Raw genomic sequence first — 15,571 nt, 5'->3', positions numbered from 1 at the left:
CATCATGGCCAACCTGAAAATCAAGAATCTGCAAAAGGGTTTCGAAGGCTTCTCCATCATCAAGGGCATCGACCTTGAGGTGAACGACCGCGAGTTCGTGGTTTTCGTCGGCCCGTCGGGCTGCGGCAAGTCCACGCTGCTGCGACTGATCGCCGGCCTGGAAGAGGTCAGCGACGGCACCATCGAACTGGATGGCCGGGACATTACCGAAGTCAGCCCGGCCAAGCGCGACCTGGCGATGGTGTTCCAGACCTACGCCCTGTACCCCCACATGAGCGTGCGCAAAAACATGTCCTTCGCCCTTGATCTGGCCGGCGTGCCCAAGGCCGACGTCGAGAAGAAGGTCAACGAAGCGGCGCGTATCCTCGAACTGGGGCCGATGCTCGAGCGCAAGCCCAAGCAATTGTCCGGCGGCCAGCGCCAGCGCGTGGCGATCGGCCGGGCCATCGTGCGCAACCCGAAAATCTTCCTGTTCGACGAACCGCTGTCCAACCTCGACGCGGCCCTGCGGGTGCAGATGCGCCTGGAACTGGCGCGCCTGCACAAAGAGTTGCAGGCGACCATGATCTACGTGACCCACGACCAGGTCGAAGCCATGACCCTGGCTGACAAGGTGGTGGTGCTCAACGGCGGGCGCATCGAGCAGGTCGGCTCGCCGCTGGAGCTGTATCACCAGCCGGCCAACCTGTTTGTCGCCGGGTTCCTCGGCACACCGAAAATGGGCTTCCTCAAAGGCAAGGTTACCGCCCTGGACGGCCAGGGTTGTGAAGTGCTGCTGGACGCCGGTACACGCATCAACCTGCCGCGCAGCGGCGCCAACCTGAGCGTCGGCGCTGCGGTAACCCTCGGGATTCGCCCGGAACACCTGAACCTGGCGCAACCGGGCGATTGCACGTTGCAAGTCACCGCAGACGTCAGCGAGCGGCTGGGCAGCGACACCTTCTGCCACGTCGTCACGGCCTCCGGCGAAGCCTTGACCATGCGCGTTCGCGGCGACTTGGCGAGCCGTTTCGGCGAGCAGTTGAGCCTGCACCTGGACGCTGAACACTGCCATTTATTCGATGCCGAGGGCGTCGCGGTGAACCGCGCGCTGCGCGCCGCCGCCTGATTGCCGAGACTTGCGATGAAACTCAACCGACAAAACCTGCACAACCTCAACCCCGAAGTCGCCCTGCCGGCCTACCCCTTGAGCGATATCCGCCAGGGCATCGCCCACATCGGCGTCGGTGGTTTCCACCGAGCGCACCAGGCGTACTACACCGATGCGCTGATGAACACCGGCGCTGACCTGGACTGGGCCATCTGCGGCGTGGGCCTGCGGGCCGAGGATCGGCGTGCCCGGGATGACCTGGCCAGCCAGGACTACCTGTTCACCCTGTACGAACTGGGCGACACCGATGACACCGAAGTCCGCGTGATCGGCGCGATCAATGACATGTTGCTGGCCGAAGACGGCGCCCAGGCGCTGATCGACAAACTGGCCGAGCCGCAGATCCGCATCGTCTCGCTGACCATCACCGAAGGTGGCTATTGCATCGACGACAGCAATGGCGAGTTCATGGCCCACCTGCCGCAGATCCAGCACGACCTCGCCCACCCCGAGGCACCGAAGACCGTCTTCGGCTTCCTCTGTGCCGCCCTGGCCAAGCGCCGCGCCGCGGGGACGCCAGCGTTCACGCTGATGTCCTGCGATAACCTGCCCCACAACGGCGCCGTCACGCGCAAGGCGCTGCTGGCGTTTGCCGCGCTGCGCGACCCGGAACTGGGCCAATGGATCGACGGGAACGTGAGCTTTCCCAACGCCATGGTCGATCGCATTACCCCGATGACCAGCGGCGCCCATCGCTTGCAGCTGCATGACGAACACGGCATCGACGACGTCTGGCCGGTGGTCTGCGAACCGTTTGTGCAATGGGTGCTGGAAGACAAATTCGTGAGCGGTCGCCCGGCGTGGGAAAAGGTCGGCGTGCAGTTCACCGATGACGTTTCCCCCTATGAAGAAATGAAAATCAAGCTGCTCAACGGCAGTCACCTGGCGCTGACCTACCTGGGCTTCCTCAAGGGTTATCGCTTCGTCCACGAGACCATGAACGATCCGCTGTTCGTGCGTTACATGCGCGCCTACATGGACCTGGACGTGACGCCGCAACTGGCGCCAGTACCGGGCATCGACCTGACCGACTACAAGAACACCCTGGTGGAGCGTTTTTCCAACCAGGCGATTGCCGACCAGTTGGAACGGGTCTGTTCGGACGGCTCGTCGAAGTTTCCAAAGTTCACCGTCCCAACCATTAACCGCTTGATCGCCGACGGCGGCGAAACTCGCCGTGCGGCGCTGGTCGTCGCAGCCTGGGCGGTGTACTTGAAGGGCGTGGACGAGAACGGCGTGACGTACTCGATCCCGGACCCACGGGCGGCGTTCTGCCAGGCCCTGGTGGCCGACGATGCGCTGGTGACCCAGCGGGTGCTGGAGGTGGAGGAAATCTTTGGCACCGCGATCCCCCGCTCTCCGGAATTCGTGGCAGCATTCCAATGGTGCTGCAACAGCTTGCGCGAGCACGGGGTCACACGAACACTTGAGCGGGTACTGGCCGAGGCGAACTAACCCTCGACCGCGAACCGCTTTTGTGGCGAGGGAGCTTGCTCCCGCTGGGTTGCGAAGCGACCCCATGGGTTTGTCAGGCTCACCGCGTCGCCTGGACTCGGGGCTGCTGCGCAGCCCAGCGGGAGCAAGCTCCCTCGCCACAGCTGTGTTTGCTGACTGAACTGCTATTACCTGCTGGTTATTGATCTAAGACCGAGGATTTCCATGGCAAACCAACAACTGTTCCTGGGCATCGACTGCGGCACCCAAGGCACCAAGGCGCTGATCCTGGATGCGCTCAGCGGCCAGGTCCTCGGCCAGGGCGCCGCTGCCCACAGCATGATCAGCGGGGCCAACGGTCGCCGTGAACAAGACACCCAGCAATGGCTCGATGCATTCACCCAGGCAACGCACCAAGCCTTGGCTGCCGCCGGGGTCGATGGCCAGGCGATCCTCGGCATCGGCGTGTCCGGCCAGCAACACGGCCTGGTGCTGCTTGACGACCAGGGCCAGGTCCTGCGCCCGGCCAAGCTGTGGTGCGACACCGAGACGACGCCGGAAAACGATCGGCTCCTGACCCACCTGGGCGGCGAAGACGGCAGCCTCGAACGCCTCGGCGTGGTAATCGCGCCAGGCTACACGGTTTCCAAACTGCTCTGGACCCGGGAGCAGCATCCCCAGTTGTTCGAACGCATCGCCAGCGTCCTGCTGCCCCACGACTTCCTCAATTACTGGCTCACCGGTCGCCATTGCAGCGAATACGGCGATGCCTCGGGGACCGGCTACTTCAACGTGCGCACCCGCCAATGGGACGTGCCGTTGCTGCAACACATCGACCCCAGCGGACGCTTGCAAGCGGCGCTGCCGGAGCTGATCGAGGCCCATCAGCCGGTGGGACGCATCCTGCCAGCCATTGCCCAGCACCTGGGCATCAACCCCGACGCAGTGGTGGCCAGTGGCGGCGGCGACAACATGATGGGCGCCATCGGCACCGGCAATATCCAGCCCGGCGTGATCACCATGAGCCTCGGTTCCTCCGGCACGGTCTACGCCTATGCCGCCGAGCCCACGGTCAGCCCGCAACCGTCAGTGGCGACGTTCTGCTCTTCCAGTGGTGGCTGGCTGCCGCTGATCTGCACCATGAACCTGACCAACGCCACCGGAGCGATCCGCGAGCTGTTGGACCTGGACATCAACACCTTCAACGCCTTGGTGGTCCAGGCCCCGATTGGCGCAGAAGGTGTGTCGATGCTGCCGTTCCTCAATGGCGAGCGGGTGCCTGCCCTGCCCCATGCCACGGGTAGCCTGCTGGGCCTGACCACCACCAACCTGACCCGGGCCAACCTGTGCCGCGCCGTGGTCGAAGGCACGACCTTCGGTTTGCGCTATGGCTTGGACCTGTTGCGGGCCAACGGGCTCAAGGCCCAGAGCATTCGCCTGATCGGCGGCGGCTCGAAGAGCCCGGTGTGGCGGCAGGTCGTCGCCGACATCATGGACACCACCGTCATTTGTACCGAACAAAGCGAAGCAGCGGCGTTGGGTGCGGCGATCCAGGCAGCGTGGTGCCATTCAGGCCAACAAGACGGCCTGGCCGAATTGTGCGAGCGCTGCGTCAAGCTCGACCCGGCCAGCGAAACCCGGCCAGTCGCCGCCCATGTCGCGGCGTCCCAGCAAGCTTATGAACGTTATCGACAACACGTCGCAACCCTTTGAGAGCGGGCAACTATGTATCTGGTGTGTGGTGAAGCGCTGTTTGATTTTTTCAGTGAGACCGAGGCGGACGGCCCTGCCTCGCAGGTGAACTACAAGGCGATTGCCGGCGGCTCGCCGTTCAACGTGGCGGTGGGGTTGCGCCGCCTGGGCATTGAATCGGCACTCTTTGCCGGCCTGTCCACCGATTACCTGGGCCGCCGCCTGCAGCAGGTGCTGCTCAACGAAGGGGTCAGCGCTCGATACCTGGTGGACTTCGACGCCCCGACCACCCTGGCGATGGTCGCCGTAGGCGCCAACGGTTCGCCCCACTACAGCTTTCGTGGCGAAGGCTGTGCCGACCGACAACTGAGCCTCGCCGATCTACCGGACCTCGGCCCTGAAGTGCGTGGCTTGCATGTCGGCTCGTTCTCGCTGGTGGTGCAGCCCATTGCGGACACGCTCCTGGCCCTGGTGCAACGGGAAAGTGGCCAACGCCTGATCAGCCTCGACCCGAACGTGCGGCTCAACCCGCAACCAGACATTGAGCTGTGGCGCTCGCGAATCGCGACACTGGTGCAATACGCCGACCTGATCAAGGTCAGTGACGAAGATCTGGACCTGCTCTATCCAGGCATCGAGCCGCAGGCGGTCATCGAAGGTTGGCTGGGGCACCGTTGTCAAGTCGTCTTCCTGACCCGTGGCGGCCAGGGGGCTACGGTCTTCAGTCGCCAACACGGTACATGGTCGCTGCCGGCGTGCCCGGTGAAAATAGCCGACACCGTGGGTGCGGGCGACACCTTCCAGGCCGCGCTGATTGCGTGGCTGACCGAACAGCAATTGGATTCGGTCGAAGGCGTGCGCACCCTGCCCCGGGAGCAGATCAGCGCAATGCTTGAGTTCGCTATTCGAGCCGCCGCCCTGACGTGCGGCAAAACCGGTCCGGACTTGCCTTACCGACAGCAACTGTGCTGAGGTGCGCAGGACCGCTGGAGAACTGTACGCCGGGTTCGGACATCGCCGGACCCGAGCGTCAGATTGACAAGGACAAGGCCGTACTCAGCGCCCGGTCATCCGCTGGTGTTGCTGATGAAAATGATTGCCAGCGGCAGGGTTGTGGTCAAGCTCGGTACGCAACTCGGCGATCAGGTCGTTGATGGCCCGGCAGCCGGTGAGTTTCCTGGCATCGATGTCGGTTTTGACCAAGGCCACGTGATCGGTCTTGTGGTCATCGAAGATCTTGATCGTCATCGTCAGCTCAGGTGACAACGTGCATTGCGAGCGCTTGGGCAGCAAGCTGCTTTCAATGATGTTTCGCATTTCGAGGGCAGATAAAAACATGGCGACTCTCTCCTGTTGAGGCGGCCAATTTATGTTCACGACGGCGGTATGTTCGTCCGTTTACTTCCCTGCGGACTGGGACTATGAATACCGTGCCGTTCGTTCTTTTTGGCGTTTCTATTATTGAGCTCGTGAAGCGAACTCCCTGATCGAACTCCAAGACTATCCCGCAAAAAATATGCCCTTATTGACGAGACAGCGCACTGATATAAATCAATCGCTTAGCGTCGAGACCAATCGAACCTCTCGTGCAAAATGCAAGGAAACGGCGGTTTTTCCATGCAAAGTGCAATCGTGGCGAGCATGTCGAAAGCTAGAGTAGCCTCAATTGCAGGCACCTGGGCGGGCGCCCGTCGCCTTGTTCAAAAAATGTTCGACGCACGCGGGTTTGCTCGTGCTCTCAGTGGATCAGCTTGCATTGATGTTGAATAGGCTGCCGTCATCGCGAGCAAGCTCGGCTCCCACAAGGGGTCGACGGTGTAGCTGAAGTTTATGACCTCACCACAAATCCTTGTGGGAGCGAGCTTGCTCGCGATAGCGGTGGGTCATGCGGCACTGTCCGTTGCGCCTAACGCGGCCCGCTCCGCTACATGGCGCAAACTGTCGAAGTTGATGTTGGCGCCGGAATCGATCGCCACCAGGGTCTCGCCTCGCACGCCCGTGCGCGCCACGTATTGCTTGATCCCGGCCACCGCCAACGCGCCTGAGGGTTCGGTGATGGAACGGGTGTCGTCATAGATGTCCTTGATCGCAGCGCACAGTTGGTCGTTGGTCACCGTCATCACCTCATCGACACAGAATCGGCAGATATCCAGGCCATGGGCGCCGATCTGCGCCACGGCCACGCCGTCGGCAAAGGTTCCCACCTCGGGCAAGGTGACCCGCTCCCCAGCGGCCAGCGCAGCCTGGAGACAGGCGGAGTGCTGCGACTCGACACCGATGATGCGAACGTCCGGGCGCAGGTATTTGACGTAGGCCGCGATGCCCGCGATCAGCCCCCCGCCGCCGACCGGGACGAAAATCGCGTCCAGCCGGCCCGGATGCTGACGCAGGATCTCCATGGCGACGGTGCCCTGCCCGGCAATCACATCCGGGTCATCGAAAGGCGAGACGAACTCCCGCCCGGTCTGCTCGGCCAAGTCCAGCGCATGGGCCAAGGCAAACGGAAAACTGTCGCCGTGCAGCAGCGCCTCGGCGCCGCGGTTGCGCACCCCCAGCACTTTCAGCTGCGGGGTGCTCACGGGCATGACGATGCTGGCCGAGATACCCAGTTCCCGTGCCGCCAGCGCGACGCCCTGGGCATGATTGCCGGCAGAGGCAGTGATGACGCCACGGGCCCGCTGCTCCGCGGTCAGGTGCACGAGCTTGTTATAGGCGCCGCGGATCTTGAAGGAAAAGGTCGGTTGCAGGTCTTCGCGCTTGAGCAGGATCCGGTTGCTCAGGGCCTCGGACAGCGCAGGTGCCGCTTGCAGCGGCGTACGCACCGCCAGTTCGTAGACCGGCGCGGCGAGGATTTTCTTGACGTAGTGCTCAAGCAGGGCTTGCTCGGTGTGGACTGTGGTCATGGCGATCTCCTGGTTCGGTCGGAGCCCAGGAGACAGAAAGAAAAAACCCGCCTCCAGGGCGGGTTCGGTGTAGCCGTCAGCTAGCCCGCCAAATAAGGAATGGCGGTAATAATGCTTGGCTGGCTACGCAGTACGGTTGAATTCATGCCTGGAAATTAGCGGTGCGTTGGCGGCAAGTCAATGGCAAAGATCAAATGCTATCCAGTATTGGCTCTTGTGATGAGGGCCTCAAGTGAACAGCATTACTGTGGGAGCGAGCTTGCTCGCGATAGCGGCGCGTCAGTCAGCGTCAATGCCGACTGACCCAAAGCAATCGCGAGCAAGCTCGCTCCCACGCTGTCCTCCAATTACTTGAGTCCGATTTTGTACAACGCCCCGTCGTCCTCATCCGTCAGCACATACAGGTACCCATCCGGCCCCTGGCGAACATCGCGGATTCGCGCCTTGAGTTCACCCAGCAGGCGCTCTTCATGAACGACCTTGTCATCCTGCAATTGCAGGCGGATCAGTTCACCGGACACCAGGGCCCCGATGAACACGCTGTGTTGCCAGGCCTTGAAGCGCTCATGGTCGTAGAACGCCATGCCGCTGAGCCCGGGAGACACCTGCCAGACATGGAAGGGGTCAACGCCGCCTTCGATGCTCTTGCCCTGGGCTTCGGGAATCGGGGCGCCAGAATAATTGATGCCGTGGGTCGCTAGCGGCCAGCCGTAGTTCTTGCCACGCTCGATGAGGTTCAATTCATCACCGCCCCGGGGCCCATGCTCGTTCTCCCAAAGGGTGCCGTTCCACGGGTTGAGGGCGGCGCCCTGGGGGTTGCGAACGCCGTAGGACCAGATCTCGGGACGGACGCCTTTCTGGCCGACGAAGGGATTATCGTCGGGGACCTTGCCGTCGGGGTAGATGCGCACGACCTTGCCTTGCAACTTGTCCAGGTCTTGGGCGGTGGGTCGGTCGTTGTTCTCCCCCAGGGTGATGAACAGATAGCCGTCGCGGTCGAAGACCAGTCGCGAGCCAAAGTGGTTGCCCGTGGACAATTTGGGTTGCTGGCGGAAGACCACATCGAAGTTCTTCAGGCTCTTGAGGTCTTCGGACAATTGCCCGCGCCCCACGGCGGTGCCGGCCTTGCCGTCTGCACCCGCCTCGGCATAGGACAGGTAGACGGTGCGGTCCTGCTTGAAGTCCGGCGACAGCACCACGTCCAGCAAGCCGCCCTGGCCCTTGGCCCACACCTCGGGCACGCCGCTCAGGGGCGCGGACAACTTACCGTCGGGACTGACCACGCGCAGGTTGCCCTCTCGCTCCGTCACCAGCATGCCCTGTTGGCCAGGCAGGAATGCAACGGACCAAGGGCGCTCCAGCCCCTTGACCACGGTGGTCACTTCCAGGGTGCCCTCTTCGCTTTTGAATGACTGGGTTGGCACGGCGATGGCCGGCGAGGCAAGGGTCAGGACAGCACTGGCGCAGAATGCGGCCAGGAGTGTTTTACGCAACATGCACATTTCCTTCTGCGGTGTTGAAAGAGAAGCTCCAGCGCCTAGCGATTGCCATTCTGGCTGTTCCGGGGAGGCGTGGGAGACTCGATGGTCGGTCGCGGCGAACCCGACGGCTGGCCGGACCGGGGGTAGCCATTGCCAATGCCGCCGTTTTCCAGGGTCGGAGGCCGTGGCACCGGCACGGTCGGATTGTCATGAATCGTCGGCACGTTGGGCCGGGTGCCCTGCATGCTGTTGGGATTGGCTCGACGCGTCGGGCTGTTATAGGGATTGTTGTTGCCCGGCAGGTTCTGGGCCAGGACCATCGGGCCATCGCTGGGCGTCGTGGCCTGGGCAGTGGCGCTCAGCAGTAGCGTCATGATGGCAATCATCAGCCTGTTCATTCGCAGACCTCCTTGAGTTCTGGCATATCGAAAGCACGCTACGCCGCAGGTTCGACCTTGTTAAGCAAATGTCTCGGTGAAGATGTAACCAAGCGTCTCCGAACCATTGTGGGAGCGAGCTTGCTCGCGATGGCGGTGGGTCAGTTTGCATCAATGGCGCCTGTACCGGCGTCATCGCGAGCAAGCTCGCTCCCACAGGGGAAACTTTTCCCAAGGCCCGAAGGTCACCAGAGAGACACCCACCGGCAAGGAAAACACTCCCATGGCACGGGCAATCTGGAAAGGCGCAATCAGTTTCGGGCTGGTCCACATTCCCGTGGCGCTGGTATCGGCCACCGCATCCCAAGGCGTGGATTTTGACTGGCTGGACAAGCGCAGCATGGACCCGGTGGGCTACAAGCGTGTCAACAAGGTCACCGGCAAGGAGGTGACCAAGGAAGATATCGTCAAAGGCGTGGAATACCAGAAAGGCCAATACGTGCTCATCAGCGAAGACGAGATCCGCGCCGCCCACCCCAAGTCCACCCAGACCATCGACATCTTTTCTTTTGTCGACAGCGAAAAAATCCCCCTGCAAAACATCGACAAGCCCTATTTCCTGGCGCCCGACAAACGCGGCGGCAAAGTCTATGCCTTGCTGCGCGAAACACTGGTCAAGACCAACAAAGTAGCGCTGGCCCATGTGGTGCTGCATACCCGCCAGCACCTGGCCGCCCTCATGCCCCTGGAAACGGCACTGGTATTGGTGATGCTGCGCTGGCCCGCCGAGGTACGCGAACTGGATGTCCTGGAGCTGGGCGACGAGGTCACGAACCCGACCCTGGCCAAGGGCGAGTTGGAAATGGCCAAGCGCCTCGTGGAAGACATGAGCGGCGACTGGGAGCCCCAGGCGTACCGCGACAGCTTCGAGGACAAAATCATGGAACTGGTGGAGAAGAAGGCCAACGAGGGACGGCTCGAAGCGGTGGAAACCGATCCTGGCGAAGAACAACGCAAGACCGCCGATGTCATCGACCTTACCGAGTTGCTCAAGCGCAGCCTCGGCGGCAAGGGCAAGGCGCCCGATAAATCAGCCGGGAAGGCCCCGGCAAAACCTGCGAAAACCCGCAAATCCGCTCCTGCCAAAAAAGCCACCAAGGCCTCCCGGGGTTAACCCCCTGGCGTGTGCAATACAAGGGAATCTGTCATGGCCAACGCCGAGAGTGAATCTGCTCGTTTGTCCAATGCCGAGCCGGACGCAACGACACCCCGAAACCCTGGCCAAGGCGCAACGACAGCCCTGCCCGAACGCCTGGCGCCGCAGTTGGCCACGCCCGTGGAGGAGCCCCCCACCGGTGAATGGCGCTACGAAGTCCAATTCCACGGATATCGACTGCTGACCCGCATCGAAGACGGCGAAGTCCGGTTATACAACCGCAATCACCAGGACTGGACCGATCGGCTGAAGTTGCATGCCGACGCCTTGGCCGGGTTGAACCTGGGGGACAGTTGGCTCGACGGCGAACTGGTCCTGCTCGATGAGACCGGCCATTCCGATTTTGCTGCCCTGCGCGAGGCCTTCGAGATCAGCCGCACCGTCGACATGGTGTATTTCCTGTTCGATGCGCCCTTTCTCAATGGCGTCGACCTGCGTCAGGCGCCGGTGGAAGAACGCCGTGCGGCGCTGAAAAAAGCCCTCGGCAATAACGCCAGCAAGCGTCTGCGCTTCTCCGAATCGTTTTCCGCCAGCCAACACGATATGTTCGAAAGCGCCATCGCGCTCTCATTGGACAGCGTGGTCGGCAAGCGCCTGGGCAGTCCTTACGTTTCCAGGCGAAGCGACGATTGGGTAAAGCTCAAGTGCCGGCTGCGCCAAGCCTTTGTCATCGTCGGGTTCACCCGCCCCCAAGGCAAACGCAGCGGTTTCGGCGCGTTGTTGCTGGCCGTCAACGGGCCAACGGGCCAACGGGGCTGGCGTACGCCGGCCGGGTCGGTACCGGGTTCAGCCAGGCGCAAATCAAGCAATTGCACGAGCAACTGTGTACCCAGCAGCGCGATACTCCGCCACTGGCTGAGCCGCTCAACGGTACACAGGGACGCGGCGTGCAATGGGTCGAGCCGACCCTGACCTGCGAGATCGAATTCACCGAGTGGACCCGCGACAACCAGGTGCGGCAGGCTATTTTCCTGGGCTTGCCGCCTGATACGCCCGCCAGCAAGGTTGTTCGTGAGCAGCCCCTGCCGATAAAACCCACTGCGCCAAAACCCCAGCGTCGTCACAAAGCCAGCGCGGCCAAGGTGGACGGTGTGACGATCACCCACCCTGATCGGGTCATCGACAGTGTCAGCGGCGTGCAAAAGGCCGAGCTGGCCCAGTATTACCTGGACATCGCCCCTTGGATCCTGCCGCACCTCAAGCTGCGTCCGGTCGCGCTGCTGCGGGCACCGGACGGTATCGGTGAAGAACTGTTCTTTCAAAAACACGCCGACCGACTGGAGATTCCCCACATCAAGCAGCTGGATCCGCATCTGGACCCGGGTCATGCCGCCCTGATGGAAATCGACGACATCCACGCGCTGGTTGGCGCGGCGCAGATGGGCGCGGTGGAGCTGCACACCTGGACCGCGACCCACGACCGGATCGAGACGCCTGACCTGTTTGTCCTCGATCTGGACCCGGACCCGTCACTGCCCTGGAGCGCGATGATCGAGGCGACCCGCATGACCTTGGCGGTGCTGGACGAGCTGGGTTTGCAGGCCTTCCTCAAGACCAGCGGTGGCAAAGGCATGCACGTGATCGTGCCATTGGCGAGAAACGAGGGCTGGGACACCACCAAGGCGTTTGCCAAGGCCATCTCCCAGTTCCTGACCCGGCAAGCGCCGGAGCGCATCACCGCCACCATGGGGCCGAAGAATCGCGTCGGGAAAATATTCGTCGACTACCTGCGCAACGCCCGCGGGGCCAGCACGGTAACCGCTTATTCAGTGCGCGCCAGGCCAGGCCTGCCGGTCTCGGTGCCCATTGCCCGCGCCGAACTGTCGACCCTGCGCAACGCCCAGCAATGGGATATCTATACCGCGCTGGAGCGGGCCAGGGGCTTGGGCGCCGATCCTTGGGAAGGTTATAACCACCGCCAGCGGATTACCGCCAGGATGTGGGAGCAGTTGGATGCGCAAAAACCCGAGGCATGAGGACGAATCTCGCGCTCAAATCCAGACGAAGATCGCCAGCAATCCACCGAAAAATGCCCACTTCTGCAGGTAGTACAACCTGCGGTTGCGTTTTTTCAGGGCCTTGCCTTGCAAACGTATCTTGTAGAGCCTGGAGAATGCCCGGTTCAGGCCGCCCGTCCTGTCGCCCGCGTCGTTGGGCGCGCCAGCCGCCGCCATCACGGTGCGGCTGAACCAGCGGTTGAACGCCGTGGCCCAGGGAAACTTCATCGGCCGCTCCACGTCGCAGAACAGGATGATGCGGTTCTGGTCGGTGGTGTTCTCGGCGTAATGAATGAACGTTTCGTCAAAAATCACCGCTTCCCCATCACGCCAGTGATAAGCCTCGCCATCGACATTGATGTAGCAGCCGGCATCGTTGGGCGTTTCCAGGCCCAGGTGATAGCGATAGGACCCGGCATACGGGTCGCGGTGCCGGACCAGCTTCGACCCTGGCGGCAACTCGGCAAACATCGCCGCCTTGATCGACCCGATGCTCTGCACCAATTCGGTGGTGCGTGGGCACAATTTCATCGCCGACGGATGGCTGTCGCCGTACCACTTCAGGTAGAAGCGCTTCCAGCCGGTCTTGAAGAATGAGTTGAAACCCACGTCGTCGTACTGATTGGAACGCTTGATCTCCCCCGCCCGCAGCAGGCTCTGGCCTTCGGCCCGGATTTCTTCCCAATGAGCCTGCAGCGGACTCAGGTCCGGGAACTGCGCCGGGCTCAGGAAAGGCCTGTTGGGCAGTTTCGAGCACAGGTAAAGCAGGCAATTGATCGGTGCGAGAAAAGACGAGTGATCGCTCAGCTGGCGTCCGACCTTATGCCGCACGCGTCCACGCAGGTGAACGTAGCCGATGGAAAGGAGGTAGATCGCGACAATGATGAGCTTCACGAAAGTCCGTCACAATGCTGGGAGTGAACAGGCTGCGTCTCCGGGCCAACCAAGCGGCAAGGGAGATGGCATTGGGTGAGGTGGCATTTTAGCCAGAGTTTGTAACCAAAAGTTATCCTGAAGTTGTGAAAAACTGTCTTGTCCGGGCAATACCCTATCGTTAATGCGGCCAGATCAGTACAATCGCCGCCAATTATCACGCGCTCCCTTTGGCCGATGCCGCAAACCGCGGCTTCGGCGCACGTCTACCCGGGCCGGGCGCTCCGTATGCTGCTGTCCTCTTATGCCGGATGGACCCTTGCGCTTGCGACCGCGACGCCTTTGCGCGGTCGGGACGTGCGCAAACAGGTACTGAACAGGTACTGCCGCACCCTTAGCTACTCTGAATGTTCCGCAGGATAAACCTTTGATCTCTACAGCTAACATCACGATGCAGTTCGGCGCCAAGCCACTGTTCGAAAACGTCTCTGTCAAATTCGGCGCGGGCAACCGCTACGGTCTGATCGGCGCCAACGGTTGCGGCAAGTCGACCTTCATGAAAATCCTCGGTGGCGACCTCGAGCCGTCCGGTGGCCAGGTCATGCTCGAGCCGAACGTGCGCCTGGGTAAACTTCGCCAGGACCAGTTCGCCTACGAAGAATTCACCGTGATCGACACCGTGATCATGGGTCACGAAGAGCTGTGGAAGGTCAAGGCCGAGCGCGATCGCATCTATTCGCTGCCGGAAATGACCGAAGAAGACGGCATGGCCGTGGCCGAGCTGGAAACCGAATTTGCCGAGATGGACGGCTACACCGCCGAATCCCGCGCCGGTGAACTGCTGCTGGGCCTGGGGATTGGCATCGAACAACATTTCGGCCCGATGAGCGAAGTATCGCCTGGCTGGAAACTGCGTGTACTGCTGGCCCAGGCACTGTTCTCCGACCCGGAAGTGCTGCTGCTCGACGAACCGACCAACCACCTGGATATCAACACCATCCGCTGGCTGGAAAACGTGCTGACCCAGCGTTCGAGCCTGATGATCATCATCTCCCACGACCGTCACTTCCTGAACAGTGTCTGCACCCACATGGCGGACCTGGACTACGGCGAGCTGCGCCTGTTCCCAGGCAACTACGACGAGTACATGACCGTGGCGACCCAGTCCCGCGAGCAACTGCTGTCGGACAACGCCAAGAAGAAAGCCCAGATTTCCGAACTGCAATCGTTCGTCAGCCGTTTCTCGGCCAACGCCTCGAAAGCCAAGCAGGCCACCTCCCGCGCCAAGCAGATCGACAAGATCCAACTGGCCGAGGTCAAGCCATCGAGCCGTGTCAGCCCGTTCATCCGCTTCGAGCAGACCAAGAAACTGCACCGCCAGGCGGTCATTGTAGAACGCATGGCCAAGGGCTTTGACGGCAAGCCGCTGTTCAAGGACTTCAGTTTCACCGTCGAAGCTGGCGAGCGCGTGGCGATCATTGGCCCGAACGGTATCGGCAAGACCACCTTGCTGCGCACCCTGGTCAATGAACTGGAACCGGACGCCGGCACCGTGAAATGGACCGACGCCGCGGAACTGGGCTACTACGCCCAGGACCATGCCCATGACTTCGAAGACGACGTCAACCTGTTCGACTGGATGGGCCAGTGGACCCAGGGCGGCGAACAACTGGTTCGTGGCACCTTGGGCCGCATGCTGTTCTCCAACGACGAGATCCTCAAGTCGGTCAAGGTCATTTCCGGTGGTGAACAGGGCCGCATGCTGTTCGGCAAGCTGATCCTGCAAAAGCCGAACGTGCTGGTGATGGACGAACCGACCAACCACTTGGACATGGAGTCCATCGAAGCGCTGAACCTGGCGCTGGAAAACTACCCGGGCACGCTGATCTTCGTCAGCCATGACCGAGAGTTCGTATCGTCCCTGGCCACCCGCATCATCGAGCTGAGCGCCGACGGCGTGGTCGACTTCAGCGGCACCTATGACGACTACCTGCGCAGCCAGGGTGTGGTGTTCTAAGGGCAGCCCTGAGTTGCAAGCTTCAAGCGGCAAGTCAAAAGCCCCGTCCACTGTGACGGGGCTTTTTGCATTCCAAGGGTAACGCCCCTGTGGGAGCGAGCTTGCTCGCGATTCGGCATGCCAGTCGAATATCATTGCCTGATCCACCGCTTTCGCGAGCAAGCTCGCTCCCACAGGGTTTAGTGGCGTACACAAATGCTGCGTACACCCAAATCCATTGTGGGAGCGAGCTTGCTCGCGATTCGGCATGCCAGTCGAATGACCATTGCCTGATCCACCGCTTTCGCGAGCAAGCTCGCTCCCACAGGGTTTAGTGGCGTACACAAATGCTGCGTACACCCAAATCCATTGTGGGAGCGAGCTTGCTCGCGATTCGGCATACCAGTCGAATGATCATTGCCTGATCCACCGCTTTCGCGAGCAGGCTCGCT

At 61.7% G+C, this 15,571-nt stretch carries 10 protein-coding genes and 2 pseudogenes; 7 read left to right on the top strand and 5 right to left on the bottom strand.

Going from position 1 to position 15,571, the window contains the following annotated elements; all coding sequences use genetic code 11:
* Positions 1 to 4 precede the first annotated feature (4 nt).
* The 4 genes from J3P85_RS12955 to J3P85_RS12940 all read left to right on the top strand — a co-directional run bounded on the left by J3P85_RS12955 (position 5) and on the right by J3P85_RS12940 (position 5,248).
* Positions 5 to 1,108: an ABC transporter ATP-binding protein gene (locus J3P85_RS12955; protein WP_411384767.1), complete on the top strand. Its 1,104-nt coding sequence runs from the start codon at positions 5 to 7 to the stop codon at positions 1,106 to 1,108.
* A gap of 15 nt (positions 1,109 to 1,123) precedes the next feature.
* Positions 1,124 to 2,605, top strand: coding sequence for a mannitol dehydrogenase family protein (locus J3P85_RS12950; RefSeq protein ID WP_434706097.1), 1,482 nt, complete (start codon positions 1,124 to 1,126; stop codon positions 2,603 to 2,605).
* A 204-nt stretch (positions 2,606 to 2,809) separates the two neighbouring features.
* Positions 2,810 to 4,297, top strand: coding sequence for a xylulokinase (gene xylB, locus J3P85_RS12945; protein ID WP_434706096.1), 1,488 nt, complete (start codon positions 2,810 to 2,812; stop codon positions 4,295 to 4,297).
* 12 nt (positions 4,298 to 4,309) lie between these two features.
* A complete protein-coding gene (locus J3P85_RS12940; RefSeq protein WP_434706095.1) occupies positions 4,310 to 5,248 on the top strand; it encodes a carbohydrate kinase family protein in 939 nt (312 codons plus the stop codon).
* A gap of 84 nt (positions 5,249 to 5,332) precedes the next feature.
* Here J3P85_RS12940 and J3P85_RS12935 read toward each other — a convergent pair whose 3' ends face one another.
* From J3P85_RS12935 to J3P85_RS12920, 4 genes and pseudogenes are all read right to left on the bottom strand, one after another.
* Positions 5,333 to 5,614 (bottom strand): DUF1652 domain-containing protein, encoded by a 282-nt coding sequence (locus J3P85_RS12935; protein WP_053119524.1) that lies wholly within the window; start codon positions 5,612 to 5,614, stop codon positions 5,333 to 5,335.
* Positions 5,615 to 6,180: 566 nt separating this feature from the next.
* Positions 6,181 to 7,179 (bottom strand): annotated as a pseudogene (gene ilvA / locus J3P85_RS12930) (threonine ammonia-lyase, biosynthetic); the annotation flags it as partial.
* 347 nt (positions 7,180 to 7,526) lie between these two features.
* Positions 7,527 to 8,675 (bottom strand): PQQ-dependent sugar dehydrogenase, encoded by a 1,149-nt coding sequence (locus J3P85_RS12925; RefSeq protein WP_434706094.1) that lies wholly within the window; start codon positions 8,673 to 8,675, stop codon positions 7,527 to 7,529.
* Positions 8,676 to 8,716: 41 nt separating this feature from the next.
* Positions 8,717 to 9,058 carry a hypothetical protein gene (locus tag J3P85_RS12920; protein WP_434706093.1) on the bottom strand — a complete coding sequence of 114 codons (342 nt, stop codon included), beginning with the start codon at positions 9,056 to 9,058 and terminating at the stop codon, positions 8,717 to 8,719.
* A gap of 262 nt (positions 9,059 to 9,320) precedes the next feature.
* Between J3P85_RS12920 and J3P85_RS12915 the strand changes: the two genes are divergently transcribed.
* A complete protein-coding gene (locus tag J3P85_RS12915; RefSeq protein WP_186709391.1) occupies positions 9,321 to 10,211 on the top strand; it encodes a Ku protein in 891 nt (296 codons plus the stop codon).
* Between the two features lie 33 nt (positions 10,212 to 10,244).
* Positions 10,245 to 12,229 (top strand): annotated as a pseudogene (gene ligD / locus J3P85_RS12910) (DNA ligase D).
* A 15-nt stretch (positions 12,230 to 12,244) separates the two neighbouring features.
* Here the strand turns inward: ligD and lpxO are convergent.
* A complete protein-coding gene (lpxO, locus tag J3P85_RS12905; protein ID WP_434706092.1) occupies positions 12,245 to 13,144 on the bottom strand; it encodes a lipid A hydroxylase LpxO in 900 nt (299 codons plus the stop codon).
* A 406-nt stretch (positions 13,145 to 13,550) separates the two neighbouring features.
* Here lpxO and J3P85_RS12900 point away from each other — a divergent pair, with 406 nt between their 5' ends.
* Positions 13,551 to 15,140: an ABC-F family ATPase gene (locus J3P85_RS12900; protein WP_003181279.1), complete on the top strand. Its 1,590-nt coding sequence runs from the start codon at positions 13,551 to 13,553 to the stop codon at positions 15,138 to 15,140.
* Positions 15,141 to 15,571: the final 431 nt, after the last annotated feature.

This window comes from Pseudomonas sp. Z1-12 (genome assembly GCF_051132015.1).
Taxonomy (GTDB): Bacteria; Pseudomonadota; Gammaproteobacteria; order Pseudomonadales; family Pseudomonadaceae; genus Aquipseudomonas; species Aquipseudomonas zanjanensis.
This window is presented reverse-complemented; position numbering and strand designations above follow the sequence as displayed.